The following is a 17356-nucleotide window of genomic DNA, read 5'->3' as shown; positions in this document are numbered from 1 at the left end:
TCAGTCGTAGTTCCACAACCCCTGCCCCAGCGCCTCGACCGCGATCGAGATCCGCTCGAAGCTGTCGGCGGCGCGGGTCACCGAATGGCGGGCGCGCAGGTAGCCATGCACAAGGCCGGCCTCGTTGATCCAATGCGCCTGCCCGCCGGCGGCGGTGATTTTGGCGCAGTACGCGGCTCCGTCATCACGCAGGGGATCGCAGTCGGCGGTGACCACCACCGTCGGCGGTAGCCCGGAAAAGTCGGTATCGTGCAGCGGGGCGAATGTGGGGTCATTTTCCGGGACGGCGCCGCCACACCGGACTTTTTCATAGAACTGGACCTCGTCGCGCGTCAGCATCGGGGCGTGGGCGTGTTCGATATACGATCCCTGGTTCGGGTCGCCCCCCAAACCGGGATAGATCAGAACCTGCCCCAGGATGTTCCCGATGCGCCCGCGCGCGTGACGGGCGGCGGCTGCGGCCAGGTTTCCGCCCGCGCTGTCTCCGGCCAGAACCAGCGGATCGCCGAATTCGGCTTGCACCCAGTTCACCGCGGTCCAGCAATCCTGGAACTGCGCCGGATGCACATGTTCAGGACACAGGCGGTAGTCGACCGCCACTACCCGATAGCCGGTTTGGGCGCATAGTTCGGCGCAGACGTCATCGTGGCTGTCCAGCCCGCCGACGACGAAACCGCCGCCATGTATGTAGACGACGGTTCGGGTTGGATCTCCGGAGGAATAGACGCGCACCCCGACCCCATCGGCCGAGCTGTCCCGCGTTTCGACGCCCGCTGGACGTGGCTGCCGAAACGCGCGGCACATGTCGTCGTAGACGCGGCGCTGGTCCTCGATGGATCGATCCACCGCGTCTTCGGGATAGCTTTCGGCGGTGCGCCGGATGAACGCCCAGGTCTCCTCGTCTATCAGACGTTCATAGTCCATTGCCCCTCCGGATCAGTCGGCCCACTCCCACGGCCGGGTGAAGTTGCCCAGCACTTGGTTCACATCGTCCTCGGATGCGCCGTTCGCGTCAAGCTGCGCGACAAGGCCGCGCTTTTTGTCGTCGATGACCGACACGACTCGCGCCGCAACGCCGGCGGTTTCCAACGCCTGGTTGTAGACCCGCGTGATCGCCTGTTTTCGCAGTTCTGGCTTGAAGACCTTGCCCACCGCCGTCTTCGGCAGTTCGGGCAGGATGGTCATGTGCTTGGGATGCGCCGCGCGTTCGTGCACGTGCACCTTGCAGTATTCCAGCAGTTCTTCCTCGGTCACGCTGGCGCCTTCGACCAGTTCGACAAAGGCACAGGGAACCTCGCCCGCATGGGCGTCGGGCTGGCCGATGGCGCCGGCAAAGGCCACCGCGTCATGGCCCAGCAAGGCCTCTTCGATCTCGGCCGGGTCGATATTGTGGCCGCCGCGAATGATCAGATCCTTGGCCCGGCCCGTGATCCACAGATACCCGTCCGCATCGAACCGTCCCAGGTCGCCGGTGCGCAGGTACTTGTCGAAATAGTAGAGATCGACGTTTTTGTCCTCCTCGGTATAGGTGTTCCCGGCAAAGACACCCGGGTTCGACACGCAGATCTCGCCCACTTCGTCCACCGCGCATTCCTTGGGCCCGTCGGGGCTGTCGCGCAGGATCTTGACGTCGGTGTACGGGAACGGAATCCCGATCGAGCCGATCTTCTTCTCGCCATCCACCGGGTTGCAGGACACCAGGCAGGTGGCCTCGGTCAGGCCATAACCTTCGACGATGGTCACACCGGTCGCTTTCTCGAACCGGCGGAACAGTTCGACCGGCAGCGGAGCCGAACCCGAGAAGGCCGTCTTGACGGTCGAGATGTCGGCATCCACCGGGCGCTGCATCTTGGCCGAGATCGCCGTGGGCACGGTGATGATGAACGACACCTTCCAACGTTCGATCAGCTTCCAGAAGTTGTCGAACACGCCGTCGCCGCGATAACCGGCGGGGGTAGGGAACACCACATGGGCGCCCGACGACACCGCCGCCATCACGATCACATGGCAGGCAAAGACGTGGAACATCGGCAGCGGGCACATGATCACGTCCTCTTCCGAGAACAGCAGCGTGTGGCCCAGCCACCCATTGTAGATCATGCCGGAATATTTGTGCTGCGCGACCTTGGGCATACCTGTGGTGCCGCCGGTATGGAAATAGCAGGCAACCCGGTCCTCTTTGCTGTCCTCGAAGGTCAGCGTGGTGGGTTGCTTCGCCAGTTCCTTGTTGAAATCCAGATAATCGGCGTGGGCCAGATGCTCTTTGTCGGCCATCTTGGGCCGGACCAAAGGCACGATCCACGATTTCGGCGGCGTCAGGTACCGGTTCAGGTCAATCTCCAACACGGTGTTGACACCCGGCGCGTGGCGCACGGCCTCGGCGACCTTCTGCGCGACGTCCGTTTTCGGGAATGGCTTCAGCGTGACCACGACCTTGGCCTTGGTCTCACGCAGGATCGACGCGATCTGCTCTGGCTCGAGCAGCGGGTTGATCGGGTTCACGATCCCGGCCACCGCGCCGCCCATCATGGTGACCAGCGTCTCGTTGCAGTTGGGCAGCACATAGGCCACCACGTCGTTTTCCTTGACCCCCAAAGAGCGGAACAGGTTGGCCGCCTGGTTCGTCTTGGCAAGCAGTTGCGACCATGTCAGGGTTTCGGCCTTGTCCTTGGGGCCGGACAGGATCTGGAAACTGATCGCGTTGCGATCCGGGAACTTGGTGGCCGTCCGCGAGAGCAGTTGATGGAACGTGACGGGGACATCGCGGTCCTCCCACGGCATTTCCTGCTCCATTCTCAGTTTGTCTTCCTTGCCCACAAAGGCCATGTGGTTCCTCCCCTTTTTTACCCTGCATTTTTGCAGGCTGTCTTGCGTCCAAGATGTAAGCAAATGCAGCCCTGCGCAAGCGACGGCTTACCCTCGGGCAAGGGGAAAAAGTAGAATGACGCTACGGCGGTTCGCGAAATGCCCGCGCGTCACCTCACTCGGCGGCCACACCATCGGTGAACTGGAGACGCGCCAGACGTGCGTAAAGCCCATCTTGCGCCACCAGATCGTCATGGGTGCCCTGCGCCACGATCCGGCCGTTCTCCATCACCACGATGCGATCGGCCATTTTCACGGTGGCCAGACGGTGCGCCACGATCAGGGTGGTGCGCCCGGCACGCATTTGGTCGACAGCGGCCTGAACGGCGCGCTCGCTCTCGGCGTCCAGCGCCGAGGTGGCTTCGTCCAACAGCAGAACCGGAGCGTCGCGCAAAATCGCCCGCGCGATGGCGATGCGCTGTTTCTGACCGCCCGACAGCATCACGCCGCGTTCGCCGACGAAACTGTCATAGCCTTCGGGCAGGGCCGAGATGAAGTCATGCGCCGCGGCGGCACGGGCCGCGGCCTCGACCTCGGTATCCGAGGCGTCCAGCCGTCCGAACCGGATGTTCTCGCGCGCCGAGGCCGCAAAGATCACCGGGTCCTGCGGCACCAGCGCCATGTGATGCCGGAAATCCGCCCGGCGCATGTCGCGCAGATCGATCCCGTCCAGGCTGACCTGACCGGCCTCGGGGTCGTAGAACCGCTGGATCAACTGGATCACGGTCGTCTTGCCCGCGCCCGAGGGTCCGACGAAGGCCACGGTCTCGCCCGGGTGCACGGTCAGCGACAGGTCGTCCAGTGCAAGAACATCGGGCCGGGCCGGGTAGCGGAAAGCCACGTTGTCAAAGGTGATCTGTCCCTTGACCGGCTGCGGCAGCGCCTTGGGCTGTGTCGGGTCGTTGACCGTATCCGCGGCGTGCAACAACTCGACCAGCCGCTCGGTGGCGCCTGCGGCGCGTTGCAACTCGCTCCAGATTTCGGAAAGCGCGGCCACGGACCCGGCCATGATGATCGAATAGATCACGAACTGGATCAGCACGCCTTCGGTCATCACGCCGTTGCGCACATCGTTCGCCCCCATCCACAAAACGCCGACGATCCCCGAGAACACCAGAAAGATCACGATCACCGTCAGAACCGCCCGCGTCTGGATACGGCGCAGGGACACATGATACGAGGTCTCGGTCATGTCGCCAAACTGGCGGCGGCTGGCGTCCTCATGGGTGAACGCCTGTACGGTCTGAACGGCGCCCAGCGCCTCGCCTGCATTGCCCGACGAGGCGGCGATCCAATCCTGGTTTTCGCGGCTGATGACCCTCAGCCGACGCCCGAGAACCAGGATCGGCACCACCACCACCGGGATCAGCAGCAGAACCAGCCCGGTCAGCTTGGCCGAGGTCAGCAACATCAGCACAAGCCCGCCGACGAACATCAGGAAATTCCGCAATGCGATCGACACCGACGAGCCCAGTACCGACTGGATCAACGTAGTGTCCGTGGTGATACGGCTCAGGACCTCACCGGTCATAATGCGTTCGTAGAAGGCGGGGCTCATGCCGATGACGCGGTCAAACACGGCTTTGCGGATGTCAGCCACCACACGTTCACCCAACCGGGTCACCAGCATGTACCGGATACCCGTTCCCACCGCCAGAACCGCCGCGATGCCCAGCGCCGCCAGGAAATACCAATCGAGCAGTTCACCGTCTTCGATGCGGAAGTTGTCGACCACGCGCCGCACGGCCAAAGGCAAGGTCAGGGTCATGCTGGCTGTCAGAACCAGCGCCAGCGTCGCCCCAAGCATCAGCAGCCGGTAAGGCTTCATGAACGGCCACAAAGAGGCCAGCACGCTCAGCTTCCGGGATCCGGGTCGATCTTCATGGGCACCGGGCGCCTGCACGTTTGCTTGGTTGGCGGAGCGTGTTCTTGCCATGCCTGACCCTTTTTACCTTCTGGGACTCGCGATACGGCTTCTTGGCGGCGCAAGCGCGCCGGGTCAAGGAGAGTGCGCGCAATAGCACCCCGACAAGGGCTTTTTGACGCAACTTGTTCCGGAGAATTTGGAGCGGGTAGACGGAATCGAACCGACATAGCCTGCTTGGAAGGCAGGGGCTTTACCATTAAGCTATACCCGCTTGGTGAAGGGCTGAGTAGTCCATGCCCGAGCCGCCGTCAAGAACCGAAATCCACCTGCGCATCGCTTTTGCGGCTGTCTGCGTGCGGTCACCCGGGACGGGCTGCGCGGCCAACCGCCAATCGCTCTGAATTGCACTTGTTTTGGGGCCGCGCACTGGCGCAGCATACGATTGCAGTGCTTGCCGTTCGCGAGAACCTGCCTAGCGTGTGTACCGCCCCAAACGGTTAATGGGGTTGTTAAGTACCTGTAACAATCAGTTCCTAAATCCGTTTCACAAATTCATTCCGACAGCGAGGAATCATCCAATGAAAGACGTTGATCCAGCCACCCTTTCCGCCGACGACTGGGACGAACTGCATTTTCCCCGCCCCGACGAAAACGACTTTGACCGCGTCGTCGAAAGCGCCCTGTCGCGACGCGGCTTTCTGGGCGGAGTGTTGGCCTTCGGGTCGGGCGCTGCGGCCATGGGCAGCGGTCTTTGGGGGTCGACCTCAGCCCACGCGCAGACCGCCTCTCGTTTTGCCTTCACTCCGATTGCGGCCCAGACCGATGGTACCGTGCATGTCCCCGAGGGGTATGAATGGAAGGTCCTCATGCGCTGGGGCGATCCACTGTTCTCTGAGGCCGATGGGTATGACATCACCGATGGTGGACCGGTCGAAAACTCTGACAAGATTTTTGGCGAAAACACTGATGGTATGGAGACCTTCTCGTTCCAAGGGCACCAGTTGATCGCCATCAATCACGAGTATCCCAACCGCAAAATCAACCTGCCCGCAGCGCAGGAAGGTGTACCCGCGAACGCGGATGACGTTCGAAAGTTGCAGAACCTGCAGGGTGTGACGGTGATGGAAATCGCCGAAACCCCGGATGGCTGGACCGTGGTCAAGGACAGCCCGTTCAATCGCCGCATTCACCACAACACACCCATGAAGATCGTGGGGCCAGCAGCTGGCCACGACCTGCTGAAGACCGAGGCGGACCCGACCGGCACAACGTCGCTGGGCACCATGAACAATTGCGGGTCGGGCAAAACACCTTGGGGTACCTACCTGACCTGCGAAGAGAACTTCAACGGCTACTTCGGCTCCAGCAACGAAAGCGCGACTTATACTCCCAAGGTCGCGGATGGCTTCAAGCGATACGGCATCAAGGCCGAGAGCTGGAACGGATACGAGTTGTTCGATCCACGGTTTGACACCTCGAAGAACCCCAACGAACCACATCGCGTCGGCTGGGTGGTCGAAATCGACCCGACCGATCCCAACAGCACCCCGGTCAAGCATACCGGACTTGGGCGGTTCAAACATGAAAACGCCGCGGTCGAACTGGCCAAGGATGGTCGCATTGTCGTCTATATGGGCGATGATGAGCGAGGCGAGTACCTGTACAAATTCGTCTCGAACGGCCTCTACACTCCCGGCGGGGATACCGAAGGTCTGCTGGATGACGGCACTCTGTATGTTGCCAGATTCAACGACGACATGTCCGGTGAATGGGTGCCGCTGACGCCGGAAACCACTGGCATGGACGAGGCCGAGATTCTGATCTTTGCCCGCATCGCTGCATCTGAGGCCGGTGGCACCACGATGGACCGACCGGAATGGGTTGCAACCAGCCCGGTTCTTGCCGAGGCCTATTGCTGCCTGACCAACAACAAGAACCGTGGCGTCAAACCCAACGCGGGTGGCGATGATACTTCGGTCAATGGCCCCAACCCTCGGGAGGCCAACAAATACGGGCAGATTGTTCGCTGGCGACCAGCCAACCAGGATCATGCAGAAACCGCGTTTCAGTGGGATCTGTACGTCATGGCCGGCAACCCGACAGTGCATTCCGATGCGTATGCCGGGTCCGGGAACGTAAACGAAGGCAACCTGTTCAACTCGCCCGACGGGATGATGATCGACAGCACCGGCGTGGTCTGGATCCAGACCGACGGGAACGACGACAACGAAGGCGATTTTGCAGGCCATGGCAACAACCAGATGCTGGCCGGCGACCCAATGACGGGTGAAATCGTTCGCTTCATGACCGGCCCGAACGGCTGCGAGGTGACCGGCCTGACATGGTCGGCCGACCGCCGGACCATGTTCGTAGGCATCCAGCACCCCGGTGGATCCTGGCCAGATGGGGGCACGCCGCGTTCCTCGATCATAGCGATCAAACGCAAGGACAACGGACTGGTCGGCTGAACCGTCTTACCTCAGCGATCACCCCCGGCGAAGCGTCGGGGGTGGCAGCGCCGTTCAGAGATCTTGGCCGGGCATCGCCAAAGGCCCACCATCGGCCGCAAGGTGACGCTCGGGCAGCCAAGGGTTCAGTTCCAGCGCCTCTGCCAGAGCAACGCGGGCTTCTTCCATTCTCTGCAGACCCATGAGGGTCAGCGCCCGACCGCTCATCGCTGCGATATGGTTGGGCGACAGTTTCAGTGCGCGGTCCAGATCGGTCAGGGCCGATTCAAAATCCTGACGCAGAAAATTCACGAAGGCGCGCTGGTTGTAGCCCTCGGCATACTCGGGGCAGTACGCAATCAAACGGTCGAAATCCTGCAGCGCCCCCAACAGATCCCAAGCATTTCGTCTGGACATGCCCTGATCCAATACGGTCTGCGCGGCCTCGTCAGGTGCGTCGGCCCACAACTCCCACATCTGGTTCGAGATCTCGCGGGCGGCCATCTCGGTCTCGGCCTGCTGGATCTGACCGATAAGTTCACCCAGCCGGGCGGCGTGATCGGGCGCGGGCGGACAGGTCTCAGCAAATGCCGGGAGCGCAACGCCCGAGCTCAGAACTGCGGAAAGAATTAGGTGTCTCATAGTTCAATGGTGACGCGGATCGCCCTTTCGTCAACCCGCGCCATCGATGGCATCTGCCAGCCCGGTCTCTTTCACCGCCTCCATCGCCACGAAGGTCGAGGTGCTAGCCACATGCGGCAGCGACGAAATCTTTTCGGCCAGAACCGCGCGATATTCCGTCATCGACCCGGTCCGCACCTTCAGCAGATAGTCGAAATTCGACGCGATCATGTGCGCCTGTTCGATCTCGGGCACTTTGCGGACAGCCGCGTTGAATTCAGCCAGCGCCTTTTCCCGCGTGTCGGTCAGGCGCACCTCGACAAAGGCCACATGGTCCAGCCCCAGGCGGATCGGGTCCAGCATCGCCCGGTAGCCGGTGATGATCCCCTCGGACTCGAGCCGTTTCAACCGCGCCTGTGTCGGCGATTTCGACAGCCCGATCCGCCGGGCCAGATCAGCGACCGAGATCCGCCCGTCCTCGGCCACGATGGACAGAATCGCGCGGTCGAACCGGTCCAAACCCGGAAAGTCTTTTCGCATGGCATTTGATCCAAAATTCAGGACGATACATGCTTGTTAGAACAATTTCGGTCCGTTGTCCCGCCAGATCACCGGTATACTACTCGAAAGACCGGAGGACACATGACTCACAGCCTGCGCCACACCATCGATTCCATGACCTACGCGGACCAGACCGCGTTGCTGAAATCCCTGACCGATCAGGCCGCCCTGACCCAAGCCGACCGCACCGCCATCTGCGAGGCGGCTGCGCAACTGGTGTGCGACATCCGGTCCAGCACATCGCCGGGGCTGATGGAAGTGTTTCTGGCGGAATACGGCCTGTCGACCGATGAAGGCATCGCCCTGATGTGTCTGGCGGAGGCACTGTTGCGCGTTCCCGACGCCGACACGATCGACGCGCTGATCGAGGACAAGATCGCGCCCTCGGACTGGGGCAAACACTTGGGCCACTCCTCGTCGTCGCTGGTCAACGCCTCGACCTGGGCGCTGATGCTGACGGGCAAGGTTCTGGACGAGGGCAAGGCCTCGCCGGTCAGCGCCCTGCGCGGCGCCATCAAGCGGCTGGGCGAGCCGGTGATCCGCACCGCTGTCGGGCGCGCGATGAAGGAAATGGGCCGGCAGTTCGTTCTCGGTGAGACCATCCAGTCCGCCATGAAACGCGCCGCCGGGATGGAGGCCAAGGGCTACACCTATTCCTACGACATGCTGGGCGAGGCCGCCCGCACCGAGGCGGATGCCGCGCGCTATCACCTTTCCTATTCCCGTGCCATCGCGGCGATTGCCGATGCCTGCACGCAGGACGACATCCGCGCCAATCCCGGCATCTCGGTCAAGCTGTCGGCGCTGCATCCGCGCTATGAGGTTGCCCAGGAACAGCGCGTGATGGACGAGCTGGTGCCGCGCCTGCGGGCGCTGGCGCTGCTGGCCAAGGCGGCCGGCATGGGCCTGAACGTGGACGCCGAAGAGGCTGACCGCCTGTCTCTGTCGCTGCAGGTGATTGAGGCGGTGCTGTCCGAGCCAGCGCTGGCCGGATGGGACGGGTTCGGCGTGGTGGTGCAGGCCTATGGGCCGCGTGCCGGGCTGGTGCTGGACACGCTTTATGACATGGCCGAGCGGTATGACCGCAAGCTGATGGTGCGTCTGGTCAAAGGCGCCTACTGGGACACCGAGATCAAGCGCGCGCAGGTCGAGGGCGTCGACGGCTTCCCGGTTTTCACCAACAAGGCGGCAACCGACATCTCTTACATCGCCAATGCCCGCAAGCTCTTGGGCATGACCGACCGGATCTATCCTCAGTTCGCGACCCACAACGCCCACACGGTCAGTGCGATCCTGCACATGGCCGAGGGTCAACCCTTCGAGTTCCAGCGCCTGCACGGCATGGGCGAGACCCTGCACCAGATCGTCAAGGAACAACACAATACACGCTGCCGCATCTACGCGCCGGTTGGCGCGCATCGCGACCTGCTGGCCTATCTGGTGCGGCGGCTGCTGGAAAACGGCGCCAACAGCTCGTTCGTCAACCAGATCGTGGACGAAAACGTGGCCCCCGAAGTGGTGGCCGCCGATCCGTTCGAGGCCGTTCAGAAACCTGCACGCCACATCCCAACCGGCCCCGAACTGTTTCAACCTGAAAGACCAAACTCGCAGGGGTTCGACCTGCATCACACACCGACACTGGACCGGATCGATGCCGCCCGCGACGCCTTTCGCGCACATCACTGGTTCGCGCAGCCTCTGCTGGCCGGTGACGCAGCGCCCGAGGCCGAGGAACCTGTCATCAACCCCACCCTGCCCGAGGACCGGCCAGGCGCGGTCGCGCCGGCCAGCGCTGCGGATGTGGAGCTGGCGCTGGCCGCAGCTGCTCCGTGGCAGGCTTCAGCGGCCGAGCGCGGCCGCATCCTTAATGCCGCCGCCGACCTCTACGAGGCCAACTACTGTGAGCTCTTCGCCCTTCTGGCGCGTGAGGCCGGCAAATCACTGCCCGACGCGGTGGCCGAACTGCGCGAGGCGGTGGACTTCTTGCGCTACTACGCCGCCAACATCCCCGACGCAGACCCTGCCGGGACCTTCACCTGCATCAGCCCGTGGAACTTCCCTCTGGCGATCTTCACGGGGCAGATCTCGGCAGCGCTTGCCGTGGGCAATGCGGTTCTGGCCAAACCCGCACCGCAGACTCCGCTGATCGCCCACCGGGCGGTGCAACTGCTGCACGAAGCCGGCGTGCCGCGCGATGCGCTGCAATTGCTGCCGGGCGGGCCAGCGGTCGGGGCCGCGCTGACGTCGGATGCGCGCGTCTCGGGCATGGCCTTCACCGGCTCGACCGCGACGGCGTTGAAAATCCGCGCTGCAATGGCCGAGCACATGCAGCCCGGAACACCGCTGATCGCCGAAACCGGCGGGCTGAACGCGATGATCGTGGACAGCACCGCCCTGCCCGAACAAGCCGTGCAATCGATCATCGAAAGCGCCTTCCAGTCGGCGGGCCAGCGGTGCTCGGCCCTGCGCTGTTTGTATCTGCAGGATGATATCGCCGATGACGTGCTGACCATGCTCAAGGGCGCGATGGACGCCCTGTCGGTGGGCGACCCGTGGCTGCTCTCGACCGATTGCGGCCCGGTGATCGACGAACAGGCCCGTCAGGGCATCGCAGACCACGTCGCCAAGGCCCGCACTGAGGGTCGTGTTCTGAAGGAACTGGCGCTGCCGCCCGAGGGGATCTTCGTGGCGCCAACGCTGATCGAGGTCCCCGGCATCAATGCGCTGGAACGCGAGATCTTCGGCCCCGTCCTGCACGTCGCCCGTTTCAAGTCACACGAGATCGACCAGGTGATTGCCGACATCAACGCCACCGGCTATGGCCTGACCTTCGGCCTGCACACCCGCATCGACGACCGGGTGCAGCACGTGACCGAGGCGATCCACGCCGGTAATATTTACGTGAACCGTAACCAGATCGGCGCGATCGTCGGCTCGCAGCCTTTCGGCGGCGAAGGCCTGTCCGGCACCGGCCCCAAGGCGGGTGGCCCGAACTATCTGGCTCGTTTTTGCGCCCCGGACCGACAGGTCGTGGCCGCGGAATGGTCCGCCCCAGCCGACCTGCCGGCGCCGACCGGGCAGCCTGCCGCGCCGACGACCCGTTCGATGCCCGGACCGACCGGCGAATCGAACCGGCTGACCGAGTTTCCCCGCGCGCCGTTCCTGTGCCTGGGCCCCGGCCCCGAGGCGTCCAAGGCACAGGCAGACGCCATTCTCGCGCTTGGCGGCACCGCGATTCAGACCGAGGGCGCGCTTGACCTGCACCGGCTTGAGAACCTGCCGGGAATATCGGGGGTTCTGTGGTGGGGCGATGCGGACACCGCGCGTCAGATCGAACTGCACCTGTCGCGGCGAGACGGCCCCATCCTGCCGCTGATCCCCGGCTTGCCCGACCGGGCGCGGGTGATGGCCGAGCGCCATGTCTGCGTCGATACCACGGCCGCCGGAGGAAACGCCGCACTTCTGGGCGGTGCGGCATAAGCTGACTTGACGCTGGGCCGGGAAAAGCCCAGCGTCCCCCCATGTTTCCAATTCGAGACCACAACCCTTCGGGCCGCACACCCTATGTCGTCTATGCGCTGATCGCGGCGAATGTCCTGATTTTCCTCAGCTATGTCGGGATCATGGATGACGCCCGGCTTATCAACCGGTTCTATTTCGACTATGCGATCATCCCCGCCCGCATCAGCGACGGCGTGGCGCTCGAGACGTTGGTGACGTCGATGTTCCTGCATGGCGGCTGGATGCATCTGATCGGCAACATGCTGTTCCTGTGGATCTTCGGCGACAACATGGAAGACGAGATGGGCCACCTGCCCTTCCTGCTGTTCTACATGGTCGCGGGTATCGGCGCCGGGCTGGTCCATATCGTTACGGCTCCCGGGTCGCTGGTACCCACCATCGGCGCGTCCGGCGCAATTGCCGCAGTGATGGGTGGGTACCTGCTGATGTTCCCAAAGGCGCGCGTCGATATCCTGCTGATTCTGATCATCTACTTCCGGGTCTTCACAATCCCGGCCTTCGTGATGCTGGGCGTCTGGCTGGGCATGCAGTTCCTTGGCAGCGTGTCCAGCAACCCTGACGCCGGCGGTGTGGCCTATTGGGCGCATACGGGCGGTTTCGTGATCGGTTTGGTTCTGTGCATCCCACTGTGGCTGAAACGCGGCGGGCCGGCCTATTGGAACCGCACCCACGGTCACCCGCCGCATCCCGAACACCGCTACAAACTCACCCAGTCCCGTATACCAAGAGTGCCACGCCGATGAGCCAAATGACCGCCACCTGCCATTGCGGCGCCGTGAAGATCGAAGCCGAGTTTCCCGGTGGCCTGTCCACGGCTGCCCGATGCGACTGTTCCTTCTGCATCCGCCGCGGGGCCCCGGCCGTGACGGCCACGACCGAGAGCCTGCGCATTCTTGAAGGCGCCGAGAACCTGAGCCTCTACACGTGGGGCACGCACACGGCGAAACACTATTTCTGCAAGACCTGCGGGATATACGTTTATCACCAAAGACGCTCGGATCCGGCAGAGTGCGGCGTCAACCTTGGCTGCATCGAGGACGCAAACCCCAGAACCCACGGGCCGATTCCCTGGAATGACGGGGTCAATCACCCCTCTGATCGGTCTGACTGATCCGGAGTTTGACCACCGCTTAGCCGCGTGATCTCTTGCGCAGCCTGAACGACGTGGGCGGCAAGCTCGGGTGCCCGGTCCGGACTGAATCGCGCGGTCGGCCCCGAGACAGAGATTCCGGCGCAAGGTTCTTGCTTGTCGTTGAAGATCGCGGCTCCGATGCAGCTCATGCCCGAGTGGCGCTCCTCTCGATCATAAGACCATCCGCGCAGCCGCGTTTCGGACAGATCCTCGCGCAAGGTATCCAATGTGGCGCGCGTGTTGGGCGTATAAGGCACAAGCTGGGTGTCCGCCAACACCATGGCCCGGGATGCCTCGGTCATGGCCGCCAGGATCGCTTTGCCCGTACCCGAGGCATACATCGGTGTGCGCGCGCCCGGCGGAAAGAACGCCCGGATCGGGTTCGATGTCTCGACTTGCCCGACAAACACCACTTCCGACCCGTCGGGAACTGCCAGGTTCGCAGTTTCTCCGCTGTCCTGCATCAGGCGTCGAAGAACTGACCGACCGATCTCGACAACGCTGTTGTGCCGCAGAAACGAAGCGCCTGTGCGATAGGTTTCGACTCCGATCATCCATTCCTGACGTTCTTCGCTGAAGCTGACGAACCCATGCTTTTGCAAGGTCGTCAGGATGCGATGCGTGGTTGCAGTAGGCACGTCGATCTCACGCGCGAGGTCGCTGAGCGCGGTGCGTTCAAGCCGTGCGACCGTGGTCAGGACCCCCAGCGCACGGTCCAACGCCTGCATGGTTCCGGCCGAGCTCTCCTTGAACAACGACTTGGGCCGTCCGCGCGGCCGCTTCTGGGCTGACATTGTGATTCTCCCTCATTTTGGCCGAACGGCCGTCTGGCTTTCTCAGCTGATCACAAACACTCAGCGAAATGAGAAAGTGAATATTCTGCATTTATGGCATGTTACGCATTTTAGCAGAATAATGAAAATATTTTTCAAGAAAATTGCATCACCGCCGACGCGGAGACAGACTTGGGGCAAAGCGGAGGACATGATGATGTCAAACCAAAACCCGGTCTTCATTCCCGGCCCGACGAATATCCCGGATCGCCTCCTGCGCGCGATGCAGGTCCAGACCATTGACCACCGCGCGCCGGATTTCGTTCAGGCCTTTGCTCCGGTACTCGAGGGCCTCAAGCAGGTCTTCCGGTCGACCACGGGTCAGATTGTGACCTTTCCATCCAGCGGCACGGGTGGGTGGGAAGCTGCGATCAGCAACACACTGAGCCCGGGCGACAAGGTTCTTGTGGCCCGTCATGGCGTATTCAGCCATCGCTGGATCAACCTTTGCCAACGGCATGGGCTGGACGTGCAAGTCATCGATTGCCCTTGGGGCAGCGGGGCACCTGCCGAACGGTTTCAGTCGATCCTAGCCGACGACCGGAACCACGACATCCGGGCGGTTCTGGTGACGCACAATGAAACGGCCACCGGCGTGCGATCGGATATACAGTCGGTCCGATCGGCGATGGATGCCTCGGCGCACCCTGCCCTGCTGATGGTCGATTGCGTCAGTTCGCTGGCCTCGATGCCGTTCGAATTCGATGGCTGGGGCGTCGATATTGCGGTTTCGGGGTCGCAAAAGGGGTTCATGCTGGCCGCTGGAATGGCAATCCTGTGCGTCAGCCCCAAAGCGCTGGCAGCGATGGATGGTGCGCGGCTGCCCCGCACCTATTTCGACTTTCGGGACATGTTGGACGCCAATGCCTCGGGCGTGTTTCCTTACACGCCGCCGCTGCAACTGATCTGCGGACTGCAGGAAAGCCTGTCCATTTTGTTTGACGAAGGCCTGGACAACGTCTACGCCCGTCACTTCCGTCTGGCTGAAGGCGTGCGTCGGGCCGTCGACGCGTGGGGATTGAGCCTGGTCGCTCAATCGCCGGACCTCTACTCGGACACTGTCAGCGCAGTCTATGTGCCCGATGGGTTCGACAGCAATGTCCTGACTAACCATACCTATGACACCTATGGAGTGTCCTTCGGGATCGGCCTGGGCCAATTGAACGGCAAGGCGTTTCGCATCGGTCACCTGGGCAGCCTGACGGACGTCATGGTTCTGTCCGGCCTCGCCACGATCGAGATGGCGATGGCCGATCTGAACTACCCGATACAACTGGGCAGCGGCGTGGCGGCAGCGCAGGAATACTTCCGTGCGAACGGCACCAACCGCTCGCGCGCAGCAGCCTGAGGAGATCGGTATGTTGGACACTCTTTCGGCTGCAGAGCTGACGATCGACGACATGCGCGCAGCGCATGAACGGATCAAACCACATATCCGGCGTACACCCGTTCAGTCGTCGGAGTATCTGAACGCACAAACCGGCGCACGGCTCTTTTTCAAGTGCGAGAACCTGCAGGAGGCCGGAGCCTTCAAGGTCCGCGGCGCCTGCAATGCGGTATTTGGACTGCCCGACGAGATCGCCGGCAAGGGCGTCTGCACCCACTCCAGCGGGAATCATGCACTGTCCCTGTCATATGCGGCCGGTCGGCGCGGCATTCCCTGCAACGTCGTCATGCCGCGCACCGCACCTCAGGCCAAAAAGGACGCGGTCCGCAGGTTTGGCGGCACGATCACCGAATGTGAGCCATCGACGTCATCGCGCGAAGCGACCTTTGCCCAGGTGCAGGCCAAAACGGGTGGCGAATTCGTGCACCCCTACAACGATCCGCGTGTCATAGCAGGACAGGCCACGTGCTCGGCCGAGATGCTGGAACAAACAGGTGGGCTTGATGCCGTTATCGCTCCGATCGGCGGCGGCGGTATGGTGTCCGGCACGTGCCTGACAGTATCAAATCTGGCCCCTGATGTCGCGATCTATGCCGCGGAACCTCAGCAGGCTGATGACGCATACCGATCTTTCAAAGCCGGTCGGATCATCGCCGACGACGCACCCAAGACGGTGGCCGACGGCCTGCTGGTTCCGCTCAAGGAAAACACTTGGCACTTCGTGTCGCGGAACGTTGCCGACATCTTCACGGCCTCCGAAGACGAAATCGTGGCGGCCATGAAACTGGCCTGGAAACACCTGCGACTGGTGATTGAGCCATCTTCGGCCGTTCCGTTGGCAACCATTCTCAACAACCCCGAGGTTTTTCGAGGCAAACGCGTCGGCGTGATCCTGACCGGCGGCAATGTGGATTTGGACAAGCTGCCCTGGCTGGCCGGGCAAGGAGGAGAAGGATGAACAGACCCGTGAACATCGATCAATTGGACGTCGGCTTCGACATCCCCGCGGCAATCGGCATGGATGAGAGCGAAATCCAGACTCCTTCCCTGATACTGGACCTCGACGCGCTGGAGCGGAACATCCGCAAAATGGGCGACTACGCCAAAGCGCACGGCATGCGCCATCGGGTGCATGGCAAGATGCACAAGTCTGTGGACGTCGCGCGCCTGCAGGAAAAACTGGGCGGCGCAGTTGGTGTGTGCTGTCAGAAGGTCTCGGAGGCCGAGGTTTTTGCGCGTGGCGGGATCAAGGATATCCTTGTGTCCAACCAGGTGCGCGATCCGGCCAAAATTGACCGCTTGGCTCGGTTGCCGCAGCTGGGCGCGCGAACACTGGTCTGCGTGGACGACATCGAGAATGTGCCCGAGCTGTCCTCTGCGGCGCAGACCCACGGAACGCAGCTGGAGATCCTGGTCGAGATCGACTGCGGCGCGGGGCGCTGTGGCGTGACCAGTACGGCTGACGTCATTGCCATTGCCCGCGCAGTTGAGGCGGCACCGAACCTGAAGTTCACCGGCCTCCAAGCCTATCAGGGCGCGATGCAACATCTCGACAGCTATGACGCGCGAAAGGAAAAACTGGATGCAGCAATCGCCATGGTGCGGGACGCTGTCGACGGGTTGAAGGCGGATGGGATTGAGTGCGAACTGGTCTCGGGCGGCGGGACGGGATCCTATTATTTCGAAAGCAATTCGGGCGTCTACAACGAGTTGCAGTGCGGATCCTACGCGTTCATGGATGCCGATTATGGGCGGATTCTGGACCGGAATGGCCAAAGGATCGACCGGGGCGAATGGGAAAACGCTTTGTTCATTCTGACCAGCGTCATGAGCCACGCCAAACGGGACAAGGCGATCTGTGACGCAGGGCTCAAGGCACAGTCGATCGACAGCGGTTTGCCGGTGATTTTTGGCCGCGATGATGTCGAATACCTGAAATGTTCGGACGAACACGGTGTGATCGGCGACCCCAACGGCGTGTTGCGGGTGAACGACAAGTTGCGTCTGGTCCCCGGGCACTGCGATCCGACCTGCAACGTGCACGACTGGTATGTCGGCGTGCGCAACGGAAGGGTCGAGACCCTGTGGCCGGTCTCTGCTCGCGGCAAGGCGTTTTGATCA

General features: G+C 62.5%; 13 protein-coding genes and 1 tRNA gene. 7 read left to right on the top strand and 7 right to left on the bottom strand.

What is annotated here, in order from left to right; translation table 11 throughout:
* The 4 genes from GOW72_RS04820 to GOW72_RS04805 all read right to left on the bottom strand — a co-directional run bounded on the left by GOW72_RS04820 (position 1) and on the right by GOW72_RS04805 (position 5003).
* Positions 1-924 carry an alpha/beta hydrolase gene (locus GOW72_RS04820; protein ID WP_170365559.1) on the bottom strand — a complete coding sequence of 308 codons (924 nt, stop codon included), beginning with the start codon at positions 922-924 and terminating at the stop codon, positions 1-3.
* A gap of 12 nt (positions 925-936) precedes the next feature.
* Entirely contained in the window at positions 937-2826 is a 1890-nt protein-coding gene (locus GOW72_RS04815) for an acyl-CoA synthetase (RefSeq protein ID WP_170365557.1), read from the bottom strand.
* A gap of 154 nt (positions 2827-2980) precedes the next feature.
* Positions 2981-4801, bottom strand: a complete 1821-nt coding sequence (locus GOW72_RS04810; RefSeq protein WP_170365555.1) for an ABC transporter transmembrane domain-containing protein — start codon at positions 4799-4801, stop codon at positions 2981-2983.
* A gap of 128 nt (positions 4802-4929) precedes the next feature.
* A tRNA-Gly gene (locus GOW72_RS04805) sits at positions 4930-5003 on the bottom strand.
* 307 nt (positions 5004-5310) lie between these two features.
* Between GOW72_RS04805 and GOW72_RS04800 the strand changes: the two genes are divergently transcribed.
* Entirely contained in the window at positions 5311-7200 is a 1890-nt protein-coding gene (locus tag GOW72_RS04800) for a PhoX family protein (RefSeq protein ID WP_170365552.1), read from the top strand.
* Positions 7201-7254: 54 nt separating this feature from the next.
* On the opposite strand, the gene GOW72_RS04795 is transcribed toward GOW72_RS04800, so the two are convergent.
* Positions 7255-7821, bottom strand: coding sequence for a tetratricopeptide repeat protein (locus GOW72_RS04795; RefSeq protein ID WP_170365550.1), 567 nt, complete (start codon positions 7819-7821; stop codon positions 7255-7257).
* A gap of 30 nt (positions 7822-7851) precedes the next feature.
* Entirely contained in the window at positions 7852-8340 is a 489-nt protein-coding gene (locus tag GOW72_RS04790; RefSeq protein WP_093964720.1) for an Lrp/AsnC family transcriptional regulator, read from the bottom strand.
* Positions 8341-8442: 102 nt separating this feature from the next.
* Here GOW72_RS04790 and putA point away from each other — a divergent pair, with 102 nt between their 5' ends.
* From putA to GOW72_RS04775, 3 genes are read left to right on the top strand one after another with little or no spacing between them, the layout of a single operon-like run.
* Positions 8443-11841: a bifunctional proline dehydrogenase/L-glutamate gamma-semialdehyde dehydrogenase PutA gene (gene putA, locus GOW72_RS04785; protein ID WP_170365548.1), complete on the top strand. Its 3399-nt coding sequence runs from the start codon at positions 8443-8445 to the stop codon at positions 11839-11841.
* A gap of 41 nt (positions 11842-11882) precedes the next feature.
* Positions 11883-12626: a rhomboid family intramembrane serine protease gene (locus GOW72_RS04780; RefSeq protein WP_170365546.1), complete on the top strand. Its 744-nt coding sequence runs from the start codon at positions 11883-11885 to the stop codon at positions 12624-12626.
* Complete coding sequence (locus GOW72_RS04775; RefSeq protein ID WP_170365543.1) at positions 12623-12994, top strand: GFA family protein; 372 nt, start codon at positions 12623-12625, stop codon at positions 12992-12994. Before GOW72_RS04780 ends, GOW72_RS04775 begins: the two co-directional genes overlap by 4 nt.
* Here the strand turns inward: GOW72_RS04775 and GOW72_RS04770 are convergent.
* Positions 12970-13809, bottom strand: a complete 840-nt coding sequence (locus GOW72_RS04770; protein WP_170365540.1) for an IclR family transcriptional regulator — start codon at positions 13807-13809, stop codon at positions 12970-12972. The two genes, GOW72_RS04775 and GOW72_RS04770, sit on opposite strands and share 25 nt — an antisense overlap.
* A 196-nt stretch (positions 13810-14005) precedes the next feature.
* On the opposite strand from GOW72_RS04770, the gene bhcA reads away from it, so the two are divergent.
* Genes bhcA through bhcC form a run of 3 tightly spaced genes read left to right on the top strand, consistent with a single transcriptional unit; the run spans position 14006 to position 17353 of the window.
* Complete coding sequence (gene bhcA / locus GOW72_RS04765; protein ID WP_170365538.1) at positions 14006-15196, top strand: L-aspartate--glyoxylate aminotransferase BhcA; 1191 nt, start codon at positions 14006-14008, stop codon at positions 15194-15196.
* Between the two features lie 10 nt (positions 15197-15206).
* Positions 15207-16193, top strand: coding sequence for a beta-hydroxyaspartate dehydratase BhcB (bhcB, locus tag GOW72_RS04760; RefSeq protein WP_170365537.1), 987 nt, complete (start codon positions 15207-15209; stop codon positions 16191-16193).
* The gene (gene bhcC / locus GOW72_RS04755) at positions 16190-17353 is read left to right on the top strand and encodes a 3-hydroxy-D-aspartate aldolase BhcC (RefSeq protein WP_170365534.1); all 1164 of its coding nucleotides are present in this window, start codon (positions 16190-16192) and stop codon (positions 17351-17353) included. Before bhcB ends, bhcC begins: the two co-directional genes overlap by 4 nt.
* The last annotated feature ends 3 nt before the right edge of the window (positions 17354-17356 follow it).

This window comes from Ruegeria arenilitoris, assembly GCF_013032855.1.
GTDB lineage: Bacteria > Pseudomonadota > Alphaproteobacteria > Rhodobacterales > Rhodobacteraceae > Ruegeria > Ruegeria arenilitoris.
The sequence above is the reverse complement of the archived record's forward strand: the minus strand, read 5'-3'. Positions and strand labels throughout refer to the sequence as shown.

Coding starts and splice junctions, on each gene's coding strand:
- bhcA (WP_170365538.1), top strand. CDS start 14,006: ATGTCAAACCAAAACCCGGTCTTCATTCCCGGCCCGACGAATATCCCG.
- GOW72_RS04790 (WP_093964720.1), bottom strand. CDS start 8,340: ATGCGAAAAGACTTTCCGGGTTTGGACCGGTTCGACCGCGCGATTCTG.
- GOW72_RS04810 (WP_170365555.1), bottom strand. CDS start 4,801: ATGGCAAGAACACGCTCCGCCAACCAAGCAAACGTGCAGGCGCCCGGT.
- GOW72_RS04780 (WP_170365546.1), top strand. CDS start 11,883: ATGTTTCCAATTCGAGACCACAACCCTTCGGGCCGCACACCCTATGTC.
- bhcB (WP_170365537.1), top strand. CDS start 15,207: ATGTTGGACACTCTTTCGGCTGCAGAGCTGACGATCGACGACATGCGC.
- GOW72_RS04795 (WP_170365550.1), bottom strand. CDS start 7,821: ATGAGACACCTAATTCTTTCCGCAGTTCTGAGCTCGGGCGTTGCGCTC.
- GOW72_RS04815 (WP_170365557.1), bottom strand. CDS start 2,826: ATGGCCTTTGTGGGCAAGGAAGACAAACTGAGAATGGAGCAGGAAATG.
- GOW72_RS04820 (WP_170365559.1), bottom strand. CDS start 924: ATGGACTATGAACGTCTGATAGACGAGGAGACCTGGGCGTTCATCCGG.
- GOW72_RS04770 (WP_170365540.1), bottom strand. CDS start 13,809: ATGTCAGCCCAGAAGCGGCCGCGCGGACGGCCCAAGTCGTTGTTCAAG.
- GOW72_RS04775 (WP_170365543.1), top strand. CDS start 12,623: ATGAGCCAAATGACCGCCACCTGCCATTGCGGCGCCGTGAAGATCGAA.
- putA (WP_170365548.1), top strand. CDS start 8,443: ATGACTCACAGCCTGCGCCACACCATCGATTCCATGACCTACGCGGAC.
- bhcC (WP_170365534.1), top strand. CDS start 16,190: ATGAACAGACCCGTGAACATCGATCAATTGGACGTCGGCTTCGACATC.
- GOW72_RS04800 (WP_170365552.1), top strand. CDS start 5,311: ATGAAAGACGTTGATCCAGCCACCCTTTCCGCCGACGACTGGGACGAA.